The sequence below is a fragment of the Limnobacter sp. SAORIC-580 genome (assembly GCF_013004065.1).
Classification (GTDB): Bacteria; Pseudomonadota; Gammaproteobacteria; order Burkholderiales; family Burkholderiaceae_B; genus Limnobacter; species Limnobacter profundi.
On sequence record NZ_CP053084.1, the window covers coordinates 1428868 to 1448324 of the forward strand.

At 52.2% G+C, this 19457-nt stretch carries 20 protein-coding genes and 1 pseudogene; 16 read left to right on the plus strand and 5 right to left on the minus strand.

Translation table 11 applies throughout. The features are described 5' to 3' along the window. Positions 1 to 16: 16 nt before the first annotated feature. The 3 genes from HKT17_RS06615 to HKT17_RS06625 all read right to left on the minus strand — a co-directional run bounded on the left by HKT17_RS06615 (position 17) and on the right by HKT17_RS06625 (position 3115). Positions 17 to 670, minus strand: coding sequence for a DUF305 domain-containing protein (locus tag HKT17_RS06615; protein WP_171098768.1), 654 nt, complete (start codon positions 668 to 670; stop codon positions 17 to 19). A gap of 86 nt (positions 671 to 756) precedes the next feature. Further along, positions 757 to 1782 carry an NAD(P)H-dependent flavin oxidoreductase gene (locus HKT17_RS06620; RefSeq protein WP_105028904.1) on the minus strand — a complete coding sequence of 342 codons (1026 nt, stop codon included), beginning with the start codon at positions 1780 to 1782 and terminating at the stop codon, positions 757 to 759. A 13-nt stretch (positions 1783 to 1795) separates the two neighbouring features. Then, on the minus strand, positions 1796 to 3115 hold the full coding sequence (locus HKT17_RS06625; RefSeq protein ID WP_171098770.1) for an MFS transporter: 1320 nt from the start codon (positions 3113 to 3115) through the stop codon (positions 1796 to 1798). A gap of 156 nt (positions 3116 to 3271) precedes the next feature. Here HKT17_RS06625 and cyoA point away from each other — a divergent pair, with 156 nt between their 5' ends. Genes cyoA through HKT17_RS06660 form a run of 7 tightly spaced genes read left to right on the plus strand, consistent with a single transcriptional unit; the run spans position 3272 to position 10043 of the window. Then, positions 3272 to 4312: a ubiquinol oxidase subunit II gene (gene cyoA / locus HKT17_RS06630; RefSeq protein WP_105028905.1), complete on the plus strand. Its 1041-nt coding sequence runs from the start codon at positions 3272 to 3274 to the stop codon at positions 4310 to 4312. Continuing rightward, complete coding sequence (cyoB, locus tag HKT17_RS06635; protein WP_171098773.1) at positions 4293 to 6296, plus strand: cytochrome o ubiquinol oxidase subunit I; 2004 nt, start codon at positions 4293 to 4295, stop codon at positions 6294 to 6296. The genes cyoA and cyoB overlap by 20 nt, the downstream gene beginning before the upstream one ends. After that, complete coding sequence (cyoC, locus tag HKT17_RS06640) at positions 6289 to 6936, plus strand: cytochrome o ubiquinol oxidase subunit III (RefSeq protein WP_105028906.1); 648 nt, start codon at positions 6289 to 6291, stop codon at positions 6934 to 6936. Before cyoB ends, cyoC begins: the two co-directional genes overlap by 8 nt. Further along, positions 6933 to 7334 (plus strand): cytochrome o ubiquinol oxidase subunit IV, encoded by a 402-nt coding sequence (gene cyoD / locus HKT17_RS06645; RefSeq protein WP_171098775.1) that lies wholly within the window; start codon positions 6933 to 6935, stop codon positions 7332 to 7334. Before cyoC ends, cyoD begins: the two co-directional genes overlap by 4 nt. Positions 7335 to 7350: 16 nt before the next feature. Continuing rightward, a complete protein-coding gene (locus tag HKT17_RS06650; protein WP_171098777.1) occupies positions 7351 to 8121 on the plus strand; it encodes an SURF1 family protein in 771 nt (256 codons plus the stop codon). Positions 8122 to 8160: 39 nt separating this feature from the next. Next, positions 8161 to 9498 (plus strand): ATP-binding protein, encoded by a 1338-nt coding sequence (locus tag HKT17_RS06655; protein ID WP_171098780.1) that lies wholly within the window; start codon positions 8161 to 8163, stop codon positions 9496 to 9498. Further along, positions 9495 to 10043 carry a response regulator transcription factor gene (locus HKT17_RS06660; RefSeq protein ID WP_105028910.1) on the plus strand — a complete coding sequence of 183 codons (549 nt, stop codon included), beginning with the start codon at positions 9495 to 9497 and terminating at the stop codon, positions 10041 to 10043. The genes HKT17_RS06655 and HKT17_RS06660 overlap by 4 nt, the downstream gene beginning before the upstream one ends. A gap of 22 nt (positions 10044 to 10065) precedes the next feature. Here the strand turns inward: HKT17_RS06660 and HKT17_RS06665 are convergent, their stop codons facing one another. Further along, positions 10066 to 10548, minus strand: a complete 483-nt coding sequence (locus HKT17_RS06665) for a DUF1178 family protein (protein WP_240605701.1) — start codon at positions 10546 to 10548, stop codon at positions 10066 to 10068. Between the two features lie 116 nt (positions 10549 to 10664). Between HKT17_RS06665 and HKT17_RS06670 the strand changes: the two genes are divergently transcribed. The 9 genes and pseudogenes from HKT17_RS06670 (at position 10665) to HKT17_RS06710 (ending at position 17918) form a co-directional block, all read left to right on the plus strand. Continuing rightward, positions 10665 to 11042 (plus strand): hypothetical protein, encoded by a 378-nt coding sequence (locus HKT17_RS06670; protein ID WP_171098783.1) that lies wholly within the window; start codon positions 10665 to 10667, stop codon positions 11040 to 11042. Between the two features lie 197 nt (positions 11043 to 11239). Continuing rightward, positions 11240 to 12538 carry a sulfite dehydrogenase gene (gene soxC, locus HKT17_RS06675; RefSeq protein WP_240965957.1) on the plus strand — a complete coding sequence of 433 codons (1299 nt, stop codon included), beginning with the start codon at positions 11240 to 11242 and terminating at the stop codon, positions 12536 to 12538. Between the two features lie 11 nt (positions 12539 to 12549). After that, positions 12550 to 13311, plus strand: a pseudogene (locus tag HKT17_RS06680) (c-type cytochrome); the annotation flags it as partial. Positions 13312 to 13394: 83 nt separating this feature from the next. Next, positions 13395 to 13868 (plus strand): thiosulfate oxidation carrier protein SoxY, encoded by a 474-nt coding sequence (gene soxY / locus HKT17_RS06685; RefSeq protein ID WP_105028914.1) that lies wholly within the window; start codon positions 13395 to 13397, stop codon positions 13866 to 13868. A gap of 22 nt (positions 13869 to 13890) precedes the next feature. Next, positions 13891 to 14202: a thiosulfate oxidation carrier complex protein SoxZ gene (soxZ, locus tag HKT17_RS06690; protein WP_171098787.1), complete on the plus strand. Its 312-nt coding sequence runs from the start codon at positions 13891 to 13893 to the stop codon at positions 14200 to 14202. Positions 14203 to 14239: 37 nt separating this feature from the next. Further along, positions 14240 to 15076: a sulfur oxidation c-type cytochrome SoxA gene (soxA, locus tag HKT17_RS06695; protein ID WP_171098789.1), complete on the plus strand. Its 837-nt coding sequence runs from the start codon at positions 14240 to 14242 to the stop codon at positions 15074 to 15076. Between the two features lie 17 nt (positions 15077 to 15093). Further along, complete coding sequence (gene soxX, locus HKT17_RS06700) at positions 15094 to 15735, plus strand: sulfur oxidation c-type cytochrome SoxX (RefSeq protein WP_171098792.1); 642 nt, start codon at positions 15094 to 15096, stop codon at positions 15733 to 15735. A gap of 6 nt (positions 15736 to 15741) precedes the next feature. Next, positions 15742 to 17469 (plus strand): thiosulfohydrolase SoxB, encoded by a 1728-nt coding sequence (soxB, locus tag HKT17_RS06705; protein WP_171098794.1) that lies wholly within the window; start codon positions 15742 to 15744, stop codon positions 17467 to 17469. A 5-nt stretch (positions 17470 to 17474) separates the two neighbouring features. Beyond that, entirely contained in the window at positions 17475 to 17918 is a 444-nt protein-coding gene (locus HKT17_RS06710) for a thioredoxin fold domain-containing protein (protein WP_171098796.1), read from the plus strand. 12 nt (positions 17919 to 17930) lie between these two features. Here the strand turns inward: HKT17_RS06710 and HKT17_RS06715 are convergent, their stop codons facing one another. Then, a complete protein-coding gene (locus HKT17_RS06715) occupies positions 17931 to 19328 on the minus strand; it encodes a response regulator (RefSeq protein WP_171098798.1) in 1398 nt (465 codons plus the stop codon). Positions 19329 to 19457 lie beyond the last annotated feature (129 nt).

The following is a 19457-nucleotide window of genomic DNA, read 5'->3' on the forward strand; positions in this document are numbered from 1 at the left end:
TGGGAATGTCTCCAGTTCAGGATTTTTTGAGTTGTTGTAATTTCAATTGGATCCAGCCAATTTCCATGCCTTGGTCGCGAATCATGGCGCTGGCCAGGGCTTTGACCAGGCTTGTTTCACCGTTGCGGTTTGCAAACCAGGCCATGGGAATTGCGGCGCGGTGGTGGGCCAGCATCAGCTCCAAAAACAAAACTTCTTTCTCAATGCCATTGGCGTTTTTGAGTTGTTCAAGTTGTTCGGGTGTGGCCACACCGGCCATGGCACCGCCATCGGCCTTGCATTGGGCCTGATAAAGCTGATCGTCCAGGTGGCGCACGTTGGTGGCATTTTCAACCCAGGCCATGGGTGGGCCATCCACCATCACGGGTTCGTTCCAGGCTGTTAGCCAGCCTTCCATTACACCCATTTCACGGGTTTGTTTCATGATGATGGATTGCGCCAAAGCCTGAATTTCAGGTGAAGCGGCACCGCGCATCATCATCGACATTTGAATGGCCTGCGCGTGGTGCAGCAGCATGCTTCTTGCGAATCCCGAGTCGATCGGGTTGACTGTGTTGGCCGATTTTTCCGAGAGTTTGTAAGCGTAAAAACCAAAGGCCGCCAGTACAATGGCGGCGCACAATACAAACAGGGCGCGTTTGCGCCTTGAGGCCTGAAAGGGGTGGTGCATGTCTCGCGGATATTATTGGATGTATATGCTATTTATACTTCCAAAAATCCCTTTTGGATGCAGGACTTAGCTGGTTTATTCCTGGTCTAAAATCCCTGCGCGAGCTCGTGGGTAATCATCGCAGCGCTCGCATTTTTGCATTCACTGGCATTTTGCCCGGCCCACAGGGGCGAAAAGTCGCCTGAACCCATGCTTTCTGCCTTGGCCCGCAGTGGCGCAATACCGGGTGTGGCCAATGGAAATTCGGGTGGGAATTCAGACAGGGCACCCAGTTCACGCATCACCCGGTTCACAATGCCGCGTGCAGGCCTGCCACTGAACAGGTTGGTCAATGCCGTGTGGCGTGCAGCCTCACTTTGCAATGCTTTTCTGTGAATGGCGCTGGTGCTGCATTCCGGTGCCAGCAGGTAGGCGGTACCCACTTGCACTGCACCTGCACCCAAAGCCATGGCTGCGGTTACGCCCTTTGAACTGGCAATTCCTCCAGCGGCTATCACGGGTACATTTACAGCTTTGACGATTTGCGGCAACAGCGCAAATGTGCCCATTTGCAGGTTTAAATCATGGTTCAGAAAGTGCCCGCGGTGTCCGCCAGCTTCCAAACCTTGGGCGATGATGAAGTCGCAACCTTGGGCTTGAAGCCAAAGTGCCTCGTCCACCGTGGTCGCAGATGAAATAATTTGTGCACCCATGGCTTTCACGCGCTTCAGCAATTCAGGTTTGGGCAAACCAAAATGAAAGCTGACGTAGGGCGGCTTGAATTCCTCGAGCAGTTCAGCTGATTCTGCATTGAACGGTGTTCGGCCCTGGCCACTTGGAAACTCTTCAATGTTCAAGCCCATTTCACTGTAATAAGGTGCCAGTGCGTTTTTCCATTTCAGGTTGCGCGCCGCGTCTATTTCCGGTGGAGTATGGGCAAAAAAATTAACGTTGTAAGGCCTCTTGGTGCCTTCCTGGATGGCCAGTAATTCGGTGCGAAGTTGGCTGGCAGTGAGCATGGCGCAGGGCAGGGAGCCCAAGCCGCCGGCATTGCTGACCGCAATGCACAGCGCACTGGTTTGCACACCCGCCATGGGCGCCTGCACAAGCGGGTATTGCGTGTTGAAAATCATATTACTTTCAGCTTTAGTCTTTCAGTTCAAGTGCACGGTTCAGGCTAAGCGCAGCCAGTGAGCCCACAGCGCCTGAAAGCAGGTAAAGGCTGACGTATTCCAAACCGAAATGCGCGGCCAAACCCAAGGCCACCAGTGGCGCAAAACCCGCGCCCACCAGCCAGGCCAAATCGGAGGTAAGCGCAGCACCCATGTAGCGGTACTTGGCCTTGAAGTTGGCAGTTACTGCACCAGCAGCCTGGCCATAAGACAAACCCAGCAGAACGAAACCGATCAGGATAAATGCGGTTTGCCCGTTGTCGCCACCGCCCATCATGTGGGGCACGAAGAAGCTGAACAAAGCAATCAAAATTGCCAGGAAGCCCAGGGTGTTTCTGCGACCCAGTTTGTCGGCGATCACGCCACTGAGTACCACAGCACCGGCAGCCAACACCGCGCCTGCAATTTGAATGACCAGAAATTCGGAAATAGAGCGTTCGGAGTGCAGGGCAATCCAGGACAGCGGGAACACGGTAACCACATGGAACAGCGCGTAACTGGCCAATGCAGCCAAAGCACCCACCAAAATATTGTGGCCTTGCGAGCCCACAATTTCAGTGACTTTCACGGGTTGTAGTTCGCGCTCTTCGAGCAAGCGTGCGTATTCACTGGTGGCCACCAAGCGCAGGCGTGCAAACAGGGCTACCACGTTGATGGCAAATGCCACGTAAAAGGGGTAGCGCCAGCCCCAGTCCAGGAAGTCGGCTGTCGATAACGCAGACAACAGATAGGCAAACAAACCAGCCGCGATGATGAAGCCGATTGGGGCTCCCAGTTGGCCCAACATGGCGTACCAGCCCCGTTTGTTTTCAGGGGCATTCAAGGCCAAGAGTGAAGGCAACCCGTCCCAGGAGCCGCCAAACGCGAGGCCTTGACCAATTCGAAGCACAGCCAGTAACACAATGGCAGCAGCGCCCAGCGAAGCATAGCTGGGCAAGAAAGCAATACCCGCCGTGGAAATACCCAGCATGAACAGAGCTACAGTCAATTTGGTTTCTCGCCCGAATTTTTGTTGCACCATCATCAAGGCCACAGTGCCCAAGGGGCGGGCGACGAAGGCGAATGAAAAAATCAGGAAAGAGTAAAGCGTGCCGGTGAGCGGATCTTCAAACGGGAAAAACACCGCAGGAAACACCAACACCGAGGCAATTGCATACACAAAAAAGTCGAAATATTCAGAAGCCCGCCCGATAACCACCCCAATGGCAATTTCGCCAGGTGTGACGTTGCTGTTGCTGCCATGGTGGCCCGGTGTGACGCCTTGTTCCGCGTGAATTGTACTTGTGCCGGACATTTGAAGTTCTCCTCGAATCTTTGCTTGCGACAATATTATTTTTATTTTCAATGGGTTGAAAGTGGAATTTGCCGACTGGGACAATATGTCCAATGCCCAGCGCCACCCCATGTCAGTAAATTAGCATGAAATCATTTCCTAACTGTGCTGGGTATTATGTTCAAGCCACTGAAACGTAGTCTTTTGTTGCTGGTGCCGCTTTTCCTGCTTGCAGGTTGTAACACCATTGTGATGAACCCCAAGGGGGATATCGCATCGCAACAGGCCGATTTGATCGTGCTTTCCACAGTGTTGATGCTGATCATCATTGTGCCGGTTATTTTCCTCACTTGCTTTTTTGCATGGAAGTATCGCAAGGCCAACTCGCAAGCTGAGTACGATCCTGAATGGGACCACTCCACCAAGCTGGAGCTGGTTATCTGGGGCGCGCCTTTGCTGATCATCATTATTCTGGGCTTGGTCACTTGGGTAAGTACCCACAAACTCGACCCCTATCGCCCATTGGATCGGATTGACGCGAGCACACCGCTGCCAGCTGACCACAAACCACTGGTGGTTCAAGTGACATCGCTGGACTGGAAGTGGTTGTTCATTTACCCCGAGCAAGGAATTGCGACCGTGAATGAGCTGGTAACCCCAGTGAATGTGCCCGTGCGCTTCAAGATTACTTCCAGCACCGTAATGAATTCGTTCTACATTCCTGCGCTGGCCGGTCAAATTTACTCCATGCCCGGCATGGAAACTACTTTGAATGCGGTGATCAACGAGCAAGGCGAGTGGGAAGGCTTTTCGGCCAATTACAGTGGTGCCGGTTTTTCACACATGCGCTTCAAATACCGCGGCGTTAGTCAGGATGAGTTTGACAATTGGGTAGCGCGCAACAAATCGTATGGCAAAGAGCTGGACCGTGCAGCCTACCTTGAACTCGAGAAGCCCACCACCAAGCACCCCGTGGAGTACTACGGCAAGGTGGAGCAAAACCTGTTTCACGCCATTGTGAACCGTTGCGTAGTCGAAGGCACGGTGTGTATGGACACACAAATGATGGCGGATTCCATGCGCAATCGCACCAATTTGTCAGCCGACGAACTGGCAATCCTGATCAATGAAGCCATGTGCACCATTGCACCCAACGCGGACGCGCTTCCACTCATTACTTCATCCAAGAAGAACGGCTATGACTCAGTATCCAATTGAAACAAGCCCGATATTCGGGCGGCTAACACTCAACGCGATCCCGTATTACGACCCCATTATTATGGGTACGCTGGCAGTGACCATTCTGATCGGGATCACACTGCTGGCCTTGATTCACAAGAATCGTTTGTGGGGTACTTTGTGGAACGACTGGTTCACCAGCATTGACCACAAAAAAATCGGCATCATGTACATGATTTTGGGGTTGGTCATGATGTTGCGTGGCTTTGCAGACGCCATCATGATGCGTGCCCAACAAGCCATTGCCTTCAACGGCAATGAAGGCTTTTTGCCACCGCATCACTACGATCAAATTTTCACGGCCCACGGCGTGATCATGATTTTCTTTGTGGCCATGCCTTTGATCACGGGCCTGATGAACTACCTGATCCCCTTGCAAATTGGTGCACGCGATGTTGCGTTCCCGTTCCTGAACAACTTCAGTTTCTGGATGACGGCCATGGGTGCTGCGCTGATCATGGCATCCCTGTTCGTGGGCGAGTTCGCAATGACCGGCTGGTTGGCCTACCCACCTTTGTCTGGAATTTTCCAGAGTCCGTATGTGGGGGTTGACTATTACATCTGGGCCCTACAAATAGCGGGGGTCGGTACCCTGCTGTCGGGTGTTAACCTGATCGTGACTATTGTGAAAATGCGTGCCCCTGGCATGAGCCTGATGAAAATGCCGATTTTCACCTGGACATCGCTGTGTGCCAACGTGTTGATTGTTGCTGCCTTCCCGGTATTGACTGCCGTATTGGGCATGTTGACCATGGACCGTTATTTGGGCACCAACTTCTTCACGAACGATCTGGGTGGCAACTCCATGATGTACGTGAACCTGATCTGGATTTGGGGACACCCCGAGGTTTACATCCTGATCCTGCCGCTGTTTGGCGTGTTCTCTGAAGTGGTGTCCACGTTCAGCTGCAAGCGCTTGTTTGGTTATAGCTCCATGGTGTACGCCACGGTCGTAATTACCATTCTTTCCTACCTGGTTTGGTTGCACCACTTCTTCACCATGGGCAGTGGCGCCAGTGTCAATGCGTTCTTCGGCATTACCACCATGATTATTTCCATCCCCACGGGTGCGAAAATATTCAACTGGCTATTCACCATGTACAAAGGAAAAATCAGTTTCGAGTTGCCCATGATGTGGACCATTGCCTTCATGATTACTTTCGTAATCGGTGGCATGACAGGTGTGTTGCTGGCCGTACCACCCGCTGACTTTGTGTTGCACAACAGCCTGTTCCTGATTGCTCACTTCCACAATGTGATTATTGGTGGCGTGTTGTTTGGCCTGTTCGCAGCCATCAACTTTTGGGCACCCAAAGCGCTGGGCGTAAAGCTCAATGAATTCTGGGGCAAGGTGTCCTTCTGGTTCTGGGTCATTGGTTTCTACTTCGCCTTCATGCCACTGTATGTGTTGGGCCTCATGGGTGTTACACGTCGCATGAGCCAGTTTGAAGATCCGTCCCTGCAAATCTGGTTCCAGATTGCAGCCCTGGGTGCAGCCATGATTGCAGTGGGTATTGCCGCCATGATCATGCAGTTCTACGCAACATACCGTGATCGCGCCAAGTTGCGCGACACCACCGGTGACCCCTGGGGTGGTCGTACGCTGGAGTGGGCAACTTCAAGCCCGCCCGCAGAGTACAACTTTGCGTTTACTCCCGTGGTGTACGACACCGATGCGTGGGCTGACATGAAAAAGAATGGCTACAAGCGCCCAACAAATGGTTTTGTTGATATTCACATGCCCAAGAACACCGCTGCAGGCTTCATTATTTCTGCAATCAGCGCGGTCATTGGTTTTGCCCTGATCTGGCACATTTGGTGGCTGGCCGCAGGTGGTTCAGTGGCCTTGTTGGTGGCTGTGATTGCACACACATTCAATTACAAACGCGACTTCTATATCAAGGCCGACGAAGTGGCCCGCACGGAAGACGCGCGCACGAAACTGGAGCAAGCCCATGTCTGATTTAGTGATGAATTCAGCGATGAATGCAGCCGGGACTGCATCGGCTGATCCAAGTTCACGTTATTACGTGAAAGATCACCACCCGAAAAACGGTTCCTCGCTAGGTTTCTGGATTTACCTGATGAGCGACTGCCTTATTTTCGCTTGTCTGTTTGCAACCTACGCGGTCATTGGTCGCAACTACGCCGGTGGCCCGACGGGCGCGGAAATTTTCGATCTGAATTTGGTGGCCCTGAACACAGCATTCCTGTTGCTCAGTTCAATCACCTATGGCGTGGCTATGGTGGGCATGCAAAACCGCAACCTGAAGAAAACCATTCAGTGGCTTGCCATCACCGGCGTGCTTGGTCTGGCATTTCTGGCTGTTGAAATCTACGAATTTTGGCATTTCATCAGCATTGGTGCCACACCGCAAACCAGTGGTTTCCTGACCGCCTTCTTTGCACTGGTGGGTACCCATGGTTTGCACGTGTTCTTCGGCATCATCTGGCTGGTGGTGTTGTTGTTCCAATTGAACAAGCACGGTCTTATTGTTGAAAACCGCCGCCGCGTGATGTGCCTTTCCATGTTCTGGCACTTCCTCGACGTGATCTGGATCGGTGTGTTTACCTTCGTTTATTTGATGGGAGTATTGCCATGAGCGCACATCCACACAACGCCAACGACCATCACGACCACCACGATGATGAAGATGAAGTACATGTCAGCATGCGCGATTACACCATCGGCTTTGTGCTTGCAGTTATCCTGACGGTAATCCCGTTCGCCTTGGTCATGGGCGGGGTATTTGAAAGTTCAACCACCACGGCTTTGGTGATTCTGGCGCTAGGTGCTGTTCAAATGGTGGTGCACATGGTTTACTTCCTGCACATGAACAGCAAATCGGAAGGTGGCTGGACCATGCTGGCCTTGATGTTCACCCTGATTATTGTGGTGATCACGCTGGTGGGTTCAATTTGGGTGATGTACCACTTGAACACCAATATGATGCCGGGCATGAATCACGAGGCCATTGAGTCGATTCAACAGTTGAAGTGAAGGAGTGTGGTGCGGGATGAATGATGTGTCAAAGCCCCATTCAGTGCATGCATCCAGTTCAATCAAAAGGCTGCTGGGCTTTGCCCTGGCGGCCTTTTTTTTCACCGTATTCCTTTCGCTCGGCACCTGGCAGGTTTTCAGGCTTGACTACAAACTCGACCTGATTGAGCGGGTTGAAAACCGGGTGCATGCTCCGCCTGTTGATGCACCGAGAGCAGCTGAATGGCCGGCCGTAAACCGCGATACCCATGAATATTTGAACGTGAAACTGCAAGGTGCCTTGCTGCCCCAGTACACCACTCGTGTGCAGGCCACCACCGCATTGGGGGCTGGGCACTGGTTACTCACGCCCCTGCGCCAGGCCAACGGCGAGATTGTGTGGATTAATCGGGGGTACATTCCGGTGAATGAAGCCGACCCCATGACAGTTGATAATACCCAGGGTCAGTTCGAAGTGCGCGGCTTGCTAAGACTCAGCGAAACGGGTGGCGCATTTTTGCGAGAGAACGACCCGGCCGGCAATCGCTGGTACTCACGTGACATTGACGCGCTTTCAAAGCATCACAATTTGAAGTCTGTTGCCCCATACCTCATTGATGCGGGCACGCCACGCAACCTTGGAGAAGAAATTACGGGATTTACCCCCAAAACTTATCCAGTGGATGGATTAACCGTCATCAAGTTTCACAACAGCCATTTGGTGTACGCCTTCACTTGGTATGCTTTGGCCTTGATGGTGGCGGGTATCACCGTGTGGCTGAATCGCAAGCAAGCTACTCAGGCCTAAGCCCGCTTTTTCAGGTTCCCCAGCAGGATTCGTATTTCAATGGCCATTAATTCCGACATTGTTTCCATTCGCCAAGGCGCCAGCGCGTTTGATGAAACAAACGTATTGAATGAAACCGGCCACAAAAACATGTTGCATTTGATTCACCTGCGCTGGTTGGCTGTGGGTGGTCAAATCGCCACTATCTTGGTCGCCACTTGGGGCTTTGGCATACAGTTGCCCCTGTTTAACATGTTGGCCGTGATGGTGTGCCTGATCGCGTTCAATATTGGCAGCCATCTTCGCTGGCACGAAGAACGCGTGGTCAGCAATCGCGAATTGTTTTTGGCCATGCTGGTGGATATCGCCAGCCTGACAGCACAGCTTTATTTCACCGGCGGTATTAACAATCCCTTTGTATTTCTGTTTTTGTTGCAGGTTATTTTAAGTGCGGTGTTGTTGCGCGCAGAGTCGACCTGGCTGGTGGTGGCCATTACCACGCTGTGTCTGGCTTTTTTGTCGATCGTCAACAAGCCACTGGTGTGGCCGCTGAACAGCACTTACAAACTTGCCGATTTGTATGCCACAGGCCTGGTCATTTGCTTCGTACTGAACGCGGCTTTGTTGGTTATTTTCATTACACGAATTGGGCGCAACTTGCGCGCTGGTGACGCCGCTTTGGCCAGCCTGCGGCAGCGCGCCGCGGAGGAAGAGCACATTGTGCGAATGGGCCTGTTGGCCAGTGGTGCCGCACATGAACTGGGTACGCCCTTGGCGACCATGTCTGTGGTGTTGGGCGACTGGAAACGCATGCCCCAATTTTCAAAAGACCCGGCCATGCTGGAAGAAATCGAGGAAATTGAAGGGCAACTGCTTCGTTGTAAAAGCATTGTCAGTGGCATTTTATTGTCGGCAGGCGAAACGCGTGGGGAGTCTTCTTCAAAAACCAGCCTGAACGAGTTTTTCGAAAGCCTAGTGGAAGAGTGGGAAAGCAGCCGCCCAGCCCAGTACTTTGAATACACCAACAGCATTGACGAAGAATTCACCGTTGCGTTTGATTCAACTGTGAAGCAAATGGTGTTCAATGTGCTGGACAACGCACTGGAAGTGTCACCGAACTGGTTGCGATTTGAAGTGTCCAAAAATCAGGAACAATTGTTTTTAACCGTCGCCGATCAAGGCCCGGGTTTCAGGGCCGACATTCTTGAACAGGTGGGCACGCCCTACAATTCGAGCAAGGGTCGCCCGGGTGGTGGTCTTGGTTTGTTTCTGGTCATGAATGTGGCGCGCACATTGGGCGGCACACTCACGGTGAACAATCGCAAAGAGGGCGGTGCAGAAGTGGTGATTGCCTTGCCGTTAAATGCCATGATTTTGCAGGAGAACAAATCGCCATGAGCCAAGGTAGCAGTATGGAAAGGCTTTTGTTGCTGGTTGAGGACGACGAGGCATTTGCCCGCGTGTTAAAGCGTTCATTTGAGCGGCGTGATTACAAAGTGCTTCACGCCAGCAGCCAGGAAGAAATGCAAGCGGTACTTTTGAAGCAAACGCCAACCCATGCAGTGGTCGATTTAAAGCTAAGCGGCAATTCTTCAGGCCTGAATTGCGTTCAGGCCCTGCATGCACACAACCCAGCCATGTTGATCGTGGTGTTAACTGGCTTTGCGAGTATTAACACCGCAGTTGAGGCTATTAAACTGGGGGCCTGCCAGTACTTGGCCAAACCCTCGAACACCGACGACATCGAAGCAGCTTTCGGCCATGTGGCGGGTAGCGAACCTGTTGAACTCACCAACCGGACCACTTCGATCAAAAACCTGGAATGGGAACGAATCCACGAGGTCCTGGTGGAAACCGATTTCAATATTTCGGAAACGGCGCGCCGGCTGGGCATGCACCGACGCACGCTGGCCCGCAAACTCGAAAAGCGCCGCGTGAAATAAGCGGCACTGATGGCCGCTGGGGTCAGTTCAATTCTTCTTCACTGGGCAGCACAGGCAGGGCGATTACTTCAATGCCCTCATCACGCAACTCTTCAAATTCCTCGGGGCTGGCCTGTCCGCGAATGGCGCGAATGGGGGCTTCTTCATAATGAATTTTGCGAGCCTCTTCCGCAAAGCGGTCACCCACGTCTTCCGAGTGATTAATCAAGGCCTGAATGGCCTGGCGGGCCATGACAAAGGCAGTGGCCACATCTACTGAGTTGGGCTTTTGCGCTGCGGGTGCAGCTGGCACATCGGCGCTTTTCGCCTCACCACCTTTGGACCCAACAGGTGCCTTTCCGCCAATGTTGATCCTGGAGGGCACTTTGCGAATGGCAGATGTGCCACACTCGGGGCAGGTCAGCAGTTTTTGTTCGCGTTGGTCATCAAAATCCTCGTTGGATCGAAACCAGCCTTCGAAGCGGTGGGAGTATTCACACTCCAGGTCGTAAATAATAATTGCCACAATGTTTGAATCTGTCTCTGAATTTGGTTATTTTACAGTGGAATGGTTTGCCTACCGCTGAATTCGAATCTCTTCTAGAATTCGATCAACAACAATCAAGGCCCAAAGAGGTTTGTATGTCCCGAAAAAAGTCACTTGAACCGCATTTGCGAGGCATCGTTGACTTGGTATCTGCCACGCTTGACGAAGGCACGCGTCAGGTTGAGGGTGTGCATCGCCGAATTGCAGACATTCCGTTTTCAGTGTTGAAGAAGATTCGTCCAATTGCGCCAATTTCATCGGCTGTGCACATGGTGGAGAAGAAAATTACCCACTCAGCCTACGACACGGTGCGCCTTGTGGCCAAGGTGGGTGCACAGGCTGTACACAATGTGTTGCCCACAGACCCCACCAGCCAGGGCATCTCCAAACCCGACTACAAAATCGACCATGACAGCCTGAGAAAGCGGAAAACTGAGCAAAAGGCCGGGCAAAAGACTAAGAAGAAACCCTAGCGTCAAACTGCTTGCACAAGTGAAGTTTAGAGCGTAAATTCTAGATATGAGCATATGCGCATATAAATATTAAGTACGATGCGCAATGTGTCCACAATGATCATATCCAGGAGACATTTGTGTCGTTTGACATTCCTTCAGGCACTCCGTTGGGCCAAATTCGACGAGCCCCGGAAAATTTTGTCAGTCGCGGTGACATGGCTTTCGTCAACCGTGCCAGCGACACAGACCGCCGTGGTTTTTTCAAGAAAGCATTTGCCGCAGCGGTGGCCAGCAGTGCAGCAGGTGCTATGGTGGCCTCGCCCCGGTTTGCCATGGCAGCGCAGGGCGACCTGGCCATTTTGAATTTGCCTGAACACAGCAAAGGGTTGGGGCAACCCGTGGCCACCATGCCTTATGGCATGCCTTCGCAGTATGAGAAGAACCTGCAACGCCGTGAGTCTCCGGGCCTGACCCGTGTGGGTGGCTCCTCTGTTTCATTTTGCCCCTTGCAGGGCTTGTTCGGAATCATTACGCCATCAGGGCTTCATTTTGAGCGTCACCACCAAGGTTGGTGGGACATCGACCCCACCCAGCACCGCTTGATGATCAACGGCTTGGTGAAAAGGCAAATGGTGTTCACGGTGGATGAACTCATGCGCATGGAATCGGTTTCCCGGGTTCATTTCATTGAGTGCGGCGCCAATTCGGGTATGGAATGGGCCAATGTTGCAGTGCCCACCGTTCAGTACACGCACGGCATGTTGAGTTGCTCCGAATTCACAGGTGTGCCGCTGATCAAGGTGCTGGAATACTGTGGTGTGGATCTGAAGAAGGGACGCTTCATTTTGGCCGAAGGTGCCGATGGTTCCTCCATGACCCGCACCATTCCCATGGAGTTGGTTGAAAGTGGTGAAGTGTTGCTGGCCTATGGCCAAAATGGAGAAATGCTGCGCCCCGAAAACGGCTACCCCCTGCGTTTGGTCGTACCGGGCGTGCAAGGCGTAAGCTGGGTGAAGTACTTGCGCCGCATTGAAGTGGGTGACAAACCTTATGGCACCAAAGACGAGGCCATTCACTATGTTGATTTGATGCCAGATGGCACGCATCGCCAGTACACCTCGATTCAGGAATGCAAATCGGTAATCACCACGCCTTCCGGTGGTCAACAGTTACTCGGCCCTGGCTTCTACAACATCACGGGGCTGGCCTGGAGCGGCCGGGGAAAAATTACAGCGGTTGATGTTTCAACTGACGGCGGGAGAAGCTGGAAAACAGCCAAATTGCAAGGCCCGGTTCATGACAAATCGCTGACCCGTTTCAACCTGCCTTGGGTGTGGGACGGCAAAGGTGAGGTCTTGTTGCAAAGCAGGGCAGTGGACAGCACCGGTTATGTTCAGCCCAGCTACCGAACTCTTCGCGAAAAACGCGATGACAAAAGCATTTACCACAACAACGCAATTCAAAGTTGGCGCGTGGATGCCGCTGGTGAAGTGCACAACGTGCATGTGGGGTGAAAATGAACAAAATGGAGAACAGGACCAAATTAGTCGGCTTGCTCAGCCATGCTGCGGTGGCTGTGTTGCTGTGTTCGCTGCTTTGGAAAACAGGAGCTGCCCAGGCGTTTGACGGTTTGGGGCGTGTGGCCACTCCCGATGAAGTCAAAGCCTGGGACATTGATGTCCGTCCTGATTTTGTCGGTTTGCCCAAAGGCAGCGGCAGTGTGGCCAAGGGTATGGAAGTGTGGGATGCGCAATGCGCCTCTTGCCACGGCGTGTTTGGCGAAAGCAATGAAATCTTTACACCAATTGTGGGTGGTACCACAGCGGAAGATATTAAAAAGGGTCGTGTGCAATCATTGAAAGATGGTTCGGCCCCACAGCGAACCACCTTGATGAAAGTCCCAACCTTGTCCACCTTGTGGGATTACATCAATCGCGCAATGCCATGGACTGCGCCGAAAAGCCTGAGCACTGAAGAAGTGTATGCGGTGACAGCCTATATTTTGAATATGGGTGGTGTGGTGGGCGACGACTTTGTGCTGAGCGACCAAAACATGACTCAAACCCAAGCCAAATTGCCGAATCGAAATGGCATGCAAACCAACCATGGCATGTGGTTGCCCTCGGGTAAACCCGATGTGAAAGAGCCGCGTTGCATGTCAAACTGCAAACCTGACGCGAAAGTCATTTCTTTTTTGCCCGATTACGCACGTGATGCACATGGCAATCTACAGGACCAGAACCGTTTGGTGGGACCTGTTCGGGGTGTGTCGACTTTGTCACCGGCCCACAACAAATCCGCAGTGAACAATGAAGTGACGGGGCGGGTCCAAGAGAAGTGATTCACGAAATTTTTAGGAGGAATTAGTCAATGAACCAAAACAGACGCACCGTGCTGAAGGCCTCTTCAGGCCTGACAGTGCTGGGCTTGGCAGTTGCTGCCGGATTGATCAAACCAAACGAGGTATTTGCAGCGGCCGGTTATCCCGAGAAAGCATTCGGTGCAAAGTCGTTGGACGAGCTGATGAAAGCACTGGGTGCAGGTATGCCCACTGAGAGTAAAGACATCACAGTGATTGCACCTGATATCGCCGAAAACGGTGCGGTGGTGCCAGTGGGTGCCGACAGCAAGCTGAAAAACACCACAGAAGTGGCTTTGCTGGTGGCAAACAATCCCTCCATGTTGTCTGCTCAATTCATGATTCCTGCTGGCACAGATGCCAAGGTGAATACACGCGTAAAAATGGGTAAGTCAAGCGATGTGTATGCGCTCGTGAAGGCCGATGGCAAGTATTACTTTGCCAAGAAAGAGGTCAAGGTGACCCTCGGTGGTTGTGGCGGTTAATTAAAAAATTCAGGAGAAAAACATGGGTGATCCAATGAAAATTCGCGCCAAAGCCAGTGGCGACGAAGTGGAAGTGAAAGTGTTGATGGCGCATGAAATGGAAACCGGCCAGCGCAAGGCCTCCGATGGCAGCCTTGTGCCCGCATGGTTTATTCAAAACGTCACGGCCAAGTGCAATGACAAAGTGGTTTTGATGGCCAATTGGGGCCCAGCGGTGTCCAAGAATCCCTTCCTGTCCTTTTCTTTCAAAGGCGGCAAAGTGGGTGACACAGTCGAAATCACATGGACTGACAACAAGGGTGATTCCCGAACTGACAAAACCAAAGTGGCGTAATCTCCAATTAATTCATAACCATAAAAAGGGGTGTGAGATGAGGCAAACAGCAAAAACAGCGGCCAAGCTAGCCGTTGTGGCCTTTGTGGGCGCCGGAGCAATGGCTTCCTTCACCATGAGTGCGTACGCTCAAAAAACCACCGAGCAAGGTATTCAGGAATACCGCGACATGCTGGCCGATGGCAATCCGGCAGAGTTGGTTGAACTGCGCGGCGAAGACCTTTGGAGCAAGCCGCAAGGCCCTAAAAATGCATCACTTGAGCAATGTGATATGGGTGCAGGGCCTGGCAAGTTAGAGGGTGTTGCCGCCACAATGCCACGTTTTTTCGGTGATGCGGGCAAAGTGATGGATGTTGAAACTCGCCTGGTGCATTGCATGGTGACTTTGCAAGGTCGCGATGTTGCAGAGGTTACCAAGAAGCCATACTCGGGCGCAGGTGAAAAGCCCACTGAGCTCGAGTCGCTGGTGGCGTATATCTACGCGCAATCGCGTGGTGCTGCCATCAAGGTTCCTCAAGGCCATCCCGAGGAGAAGGCATCGCGCGCCCGTGGCGAGAAAATTTTCTTCTACCGTGCCGGCCCCTACGATTTTTCATGTGCAAGTTGCCACGCAAGCGATGACCAGCGCATTCGCCTGCAAGGCTTACCGAACCTGACCAAACCCGAACCTGCACAAGCCGCATTCGCCGCCTGGCCGGCCTACCGGGTGTCGCAGGGCGCGGTTCGTTCCATGCAATGGCGCATGTACGATTGTTTCCGTCAGCAACGTTTCCCCGAGTTGAAGTATGGCTCGCAAGCGTCGATCGACCTGATTACCTTCCTGGGTGTGAAAGCCGAGGGCGGTACCATGCAGGCCACTTCGCTTAAGCGCTAACAACAAGGAGAACAAACATGCTTCGTACAATCAAATATTCAACTGGGCTGTTACTGGTCGCTATGTTGGCAGCGTGCGCAAATACAGACAGCCAATCTGTCGTGGCCGAGCCAAGCAATGAAGAGATCCACCAGCTCATGTTGTCATCGTTCAAGGAGAAGGGCATCGCCAAACTTGAACGCGTGAACCAAACCGAGCTTCAAAAAGCGTGCTCTTTGGCGGAGACAGCACCTGGCGGTTTGCCTGATGCGAAACGCACCGAGCTGCAAAATGCCGCCTTGTCTGCGGTGAAGTATCCAGCCGATGGCAAATTTCTGGGTGACTGGAAAGCAGGCGAAAAAATTGCTCAAACCGGCGTGGGTTTTCAGTTCTCCGACAAGGAAGGTACGGCTGCGGGCGGCAACTGTTACGCCTGTCATCAACTGGCACCTCAAGAATTGTCGTATGGCAACATTGGTCCTTCCTTGTACCAGTACGGCAAGCTGCGCGGCAATTCTGAAGAAATCATGAAGTACACCTGGGCCAAAATCTGGAACTCGCATGCCTACAACGCATGTTCCAACATGCCACGTTTTGGGGCCGAGGGCATTTTGACTGAAACCCAGTTGAAAGATGTGATGGCCCTGTTGATGGCACCAGAATCACCGGTCAACAAGTAAATACCTATGCAGATGAATCGACGCGAATTCATGGGCATGTTGGCGGCCGCCTCGGCTGCTGGCATGGCGATCAACTCACCCCATGTGCTGGCTGGTGGTCACGGTGAAAAACTGTACGACCTGAAACCTTTTGGCAATGCCAGCTTGCTGCACATGACCGATTGCCATGCCCAACTGGTGCCGATTTATTTTCGAGAGCCCAATGTGAATTTGGGCGTGGCTGCCGCATTTGGAAAAGCACCCCATTTGGTGGGCGAATCGCTGCTGAAAGCCTTCAACATCAAACCCGGTTCAGCACAGGCACATGCATTCACCTATCTGAATTTTGAAGAGGCTGCGAAGCACTACGGCAAGGTGGGCGGATTCGCGCATTTGTCAACTTTGGTCAAAATGATGAAGTCCAACCGGCCAGGTGCGCTGTTGCTTGATGGCGGCGACACCTGGCAAGGCTCGGCCACCAGCTTGTGGACCAATGCGCAAGACATGGTCGATGCTGCAAAAATGTTGGGCGTGGATGTGATGACTTTGCACTGGGAATGCACTTACGGTTCAGATCGAATTCTTGAAGTGGCTGAAAAGGATTTCAAAGGCAAAATCGACATCATTGCGCAGAACATCAAAACCGCCGATTTTGGCGACCCCGTGTTTCCCAGCCATGTGATGAAAACAATCAATGGTTGCAAGGTTGCAATCATTGGCCAGGCGTTTCCTTACAGCCCAATTGCCAATCCGCGTTACTTTGTGAAGGATTGGTCTTATGGCATCCAGGAAGAAAGCATGCAGGAAGTGGTGAATGAAGTGCGTGCCAAAGGCGCGCAAGCAGTGGTTCTGCTTTCACACAACGGCATGGATGTTGACCTGAAAATGGCAAGCCGTGTCACCGGCATCGATTTTATTCTGGGTGGCCACACACACGATGGTGTGCCCAATGCCATTCCTGTGAAAAATTCGTCGGGTACCACCTACGTGACCAACGCGGGCAGCAACAGCAAGTTTTTGGGTGTGCTCGACATGGATATTCAAGGTGGCAAGTTGCGGGATTTCAAATACCGTTTGTTGCCCGTGTTCTCGAACATGCTGCCAGCCGATCCCGACATGGATGCCTTTGTGCGCAATGTGCGCAAACCCTATATCGAAAAGCTGAGCGAACCCCTGGCCGTGAGCGAAGGCTTGCTGTACCGCCGTGGCAATTTCAATGGCAGTTGGGATCAATTGATTATTGATGCCTTGATTGAAGTGAAAGACGCTGAAATTGCGTTTTCTCCTGGTTTCCGTTGGGGTACTTCCTTGCTGCCCGGCCAAACCATCACGCGCGAACACCTGATGGATCAAACCGCAATTACTTATCCCAACACCACGCTCACGCAGATGAAAGGCGAGTTCATCAAAACAGTGCTTGAGGATGTGTGTGACAACCTGTTCAACCCCGACCCGTATTATCAGCAGGGTGGTGACATGGTGCGTGTGGGTGGTTTGACCTACACCTGCAACCCCAACGGCGAAGCTGGTCAGCGTATTTCAGACATGCGCTTGAACGGCAAACCCATTGAGGCCTCGAAAACTTACAAGGTGGCGGGTTGGGCCCCTGTGGCTGAGGAAGCCCGCAACAACGGCGAACCGCCAATTTGGGACGTGGTAGAAACGTACCTGAAAGACCAGAAAACAGTGGCCACCAAAGTGCCTTACACACCCAAATTGATCGGAATGAACGACAACCCAGGGTTTGTGGTCTAAATTGCATGAAAGCAATTTGGCTGTTTGTGTTGTTTGCCTGGTTTTCACCCGCGTTTGGCGCGGGTGGCGGTACTCTTTCTTTTCCATCGAATCTTCAGCACGGGAAAGTACCCGCCGTGGTGATTTTGTTTTCTTTGCCCGATTGTGCTTACTGCGAAAAAGTCAGACAACAATCGCTTCGTCACATTCACGCCGATCCTGGTTACGAGGGTAGGGTGGCAGTTTACGAAATTGATTTCTCCGACAACAAACGCAGTTTTACCTGGTTTGACGGCAACAGGTATACCGGCAAATCTCTGGCTGGTCCGTTAAATGTGAAGTTTTCACCCACAGTCATGGTGTTCAATGCCAAAGGTACTGCGGCTGGAAAGCCCTTGTTGGGCGCCAGTTTGCCCGAGTTTTATGGCGCTTATCTGGATGAATTGATCAAGTCTGCCTGGGCCTTGTAGTTGGCCGTGTTTTCAGTCGCTGGCGGTGCCTTGGTTGCTTTTGAAATCCGAAATCGCTGCACGAATTCTGTCCAGCATGGCCTTGGAGGGCTTGTGCTTGGTAATTTGGCTGGCCAGTTCATATCCCCTGGTGTCCATGTTTACAGCAAAACAAAGCTCCAGCAGGCTGGTCAATGTTTCGGGTTCAAGCGTGGGCAGTACATCTGAATTACTCTCGAAAAACGCGGTCAGTTTGTCACTGGCTTTCACCCCTCGTCCATCGGCGATGTCTTTTTGTATCGCCATCATGGCGCGTGCCAGGTCGAGCTCGGCAGAGTTCACGGTGCTGCGCATTTTTGCAGTCAATTTCTCAGCCTCTTCATGTCGACCTTCTTTTACATAAATTTTCGACAGCTGAAGGTAGTCGTGAATTTGCGAAAGTGAGGTGTTTCGAGATCGGTCAATTACTTTCGTCAGGTAGTTCTTTGATCGTGTATTGTCGCCAATCCGAACGGCCAGGTCGGCCAGCTTGCGCAAGCGTGTAGTCGATGACAGTGATTTCGCACCCATTTTCTCAAGAATATCCAATGCATCGGCAGGGCGGTTCTGTTCCCAAAGCACGTCAGCAAACAGGTCGCTTGCTGCCAGGTATTCCGGGTTTGTTTTCACGACTTCACTGAGCAGTTCATTGGCCTCTTCAAACTGTTTTTTCTCAAGATTCACCCTGGCCAGCAACAACTGCATCCAGGGCTTGGGGGCTTTCTCAAGTTTGGCGAGCAATTCCTGCTCGGTTTTCTCATACTGTGCAGACCTGTAGAACGACTCAACACGCATGCGTTCAAGTTCATTCAGGTACTGGGGAAACCGGGATTCCAGATCTTCGCAAATGCCCGGTACTTCCTGAAAGCGTTCCTCGAACATTGAACGGTAGGCTTCAGCCAGGCGAATCTTCCGGTTGAATATTCGAACCACACGGTCTGACAGCGTCGATGCCGTGAAAGGTTTGATCAGGTAATCGTCAGGCTCAAACTCGGCCACTGCGACAACATTGCCATAACTTCGCTCACCGGTCACCATCATGAATGCGGTGGACCAGGCCAGTTTTTTGTTCACCCGCAAGTCTTCCAGCAATTGTTGGCCGTTGCGGTCGCCTTCAAGCTGATATTCGCAAACAATCAGCGCGAATTCTCGAGAACTCAAATGTTGTTCAACTTCAGAAACCGAGCTGGCGAAAATAACTGACTTGGCACCCAATTGCGAAAGTTGATCCTGAAGCGCGCGGCGAGTAGCCAACGCAGAATCGACCACCAGTGCAGTTTTGCCCTTCAGCGGCGTCATGTCCTTCACGGCCTGCTTCATCTGCTCAGGCTTGCCTGTGTTGTCCTTTGCAGCGGTGTCGGGATTGTCTGCCGGTAGGTCAATCTGCATCATGAATTTCGAGAGGGCAACATGGAGATACTTTATTCTCCGCGCTTTTTAACAATTTATTGCCTTCAATTGCGGGGTGTTTTGGCATCTTTCTTTGGGTTTGCCGGGTTAAATAGAATGACGCTTCTATTA

Excerpts from the sequence above, each read along its gene's own strand:
- HKT17_RS06650 (WP_171098777.1), top strand. The coding sequence starts at position 7,351 with ATGAATGATGTGTCAAAGCCCCATTCAGTGCATGCATCCAGTTCAATC.
- soxB (WP_171098794.1), top strand. The coding sequence starts at position 15,742 with ATGCAGATGAATCGACGCGAATTCATGGGCATGTTGGCGGCCGCCTCG.
- HKT17_RS06615 (WP_171098768.1), bottom strand. The coding sequence starts at position 670 with ATGCACCACCCCTTTCAGGCCTCAAGGCGCAAACGCGCCCTGTTTGTA.
- cyoA (WP_105028905.1), top strand. The coding sequence starts at position 3,272 with ATGTTCAAGCCACTGAAACGTAGTCTTTTGTTGCTGGTGCCGCTTTTC.
- HKT17_RS06655 (WP_171098780.1), top strand. The coding sequence starts at position 8,161 with ATGGCCATTAATTCCGACATTGTTTCCATTCGCCAAGGCGCCAGCGCG.
- cyoD (WP_171098775.1), top strand. The coding sequence starts at position 6,933 with ATGAGCGCACATCCACACAACGCCAACGACCATCACGACCACCACGAT.
- soxZ (WP_171098787.1), top strand. The coding sequence starts at position 13,891 with ATGGGTGATCCAATGAAAATTCGCGCCAAAGCCAGTGGCGACGAAGTG.
- cyoC (WP_105028906.1), top strand. The coding sequence starts at position 6,289 with ATGTCTGATTTAGTGATGAATTCAGCGATGAATGCAGCCGGGACTGCA.
- soxX (WP_171098792.1), top strand. The coding sequence starts at position 15,094 with ATGCTTCGTACAATCAAATATTCAACTGGGCTGTTACTGGTCGCTATG.
- HKT17_RS06660 (WP_105028910.1), top strand. The coding sequence starts at position 9,495 with ATGAGCCAAGGTAGCAGTATGGAAAGGCTTTTGTTGCTGGTTGAGGAC.
- HKT17_RS06715 (WP_171098798.1), bottom strand. The coding sequence starts at position 19,328 with ATGATGCAGATTGACCTACCGGCAGACAATCCCGACACCGCTGCAAAG.
- HKT17_RS06625 (WP_171098770.1), bottom strand. The coding sequence starts at position 3,115 with ATGTCCGGCACAAGTACAATTCACGCGGAACAAGGCGTCACACCGGGC.
- soxA (WP_171098789.1), top strand. The coding sequence starts at position 14,240 with ATGAGGCAAACAGCAAAAACAGCGGCCAAGCTAGCCGTTGTGGCCTTT.
- soxY (WP_105028914.1), top strand. The coding sequence starts at position 13,395 with ATGAACCAAAACAGACGCACCGTGCTGAAGGCCTCTTCAGGCCTGACA.
- soxC (WP_240965957.1), top strand. The coding sequence starts at position 11,240 with ATGGCTTTCGTCAACCGTGCCAGCGACACAGACCGCCGTGGTTTTTTC.
- HKT17_RS06710 (WP_171098796.1), top strand. The coding sequence starts at position 17,475 with ATGAAAGCAATTTGGCTGTTTGTGTTGTTTGCCTGGTTTTCACCCGCG.
- cyoB (WP_171098773.1), top strand. The coding sequence starts at position 4,293 with ATGACTCAGTATCCAATTGAAACAAGCCCGATATTCGGGCGGCTAACA.
- HKT17_RS06620 (WP_105028904.1), bottom strand. The coding sequence starts at position 1,782 with ATGATTTTCAACACGCAATACCCGCTTGTGCAGGCGCCCATGGCGGGT.
- HKT17_RS06670 (WP_171098783.1), top strand. The coding sequence starts at position 10,665 with ATGTCCCGAAAAAAGTCACTTGAACCGCATTTGCGAGGCATCGTTGAC.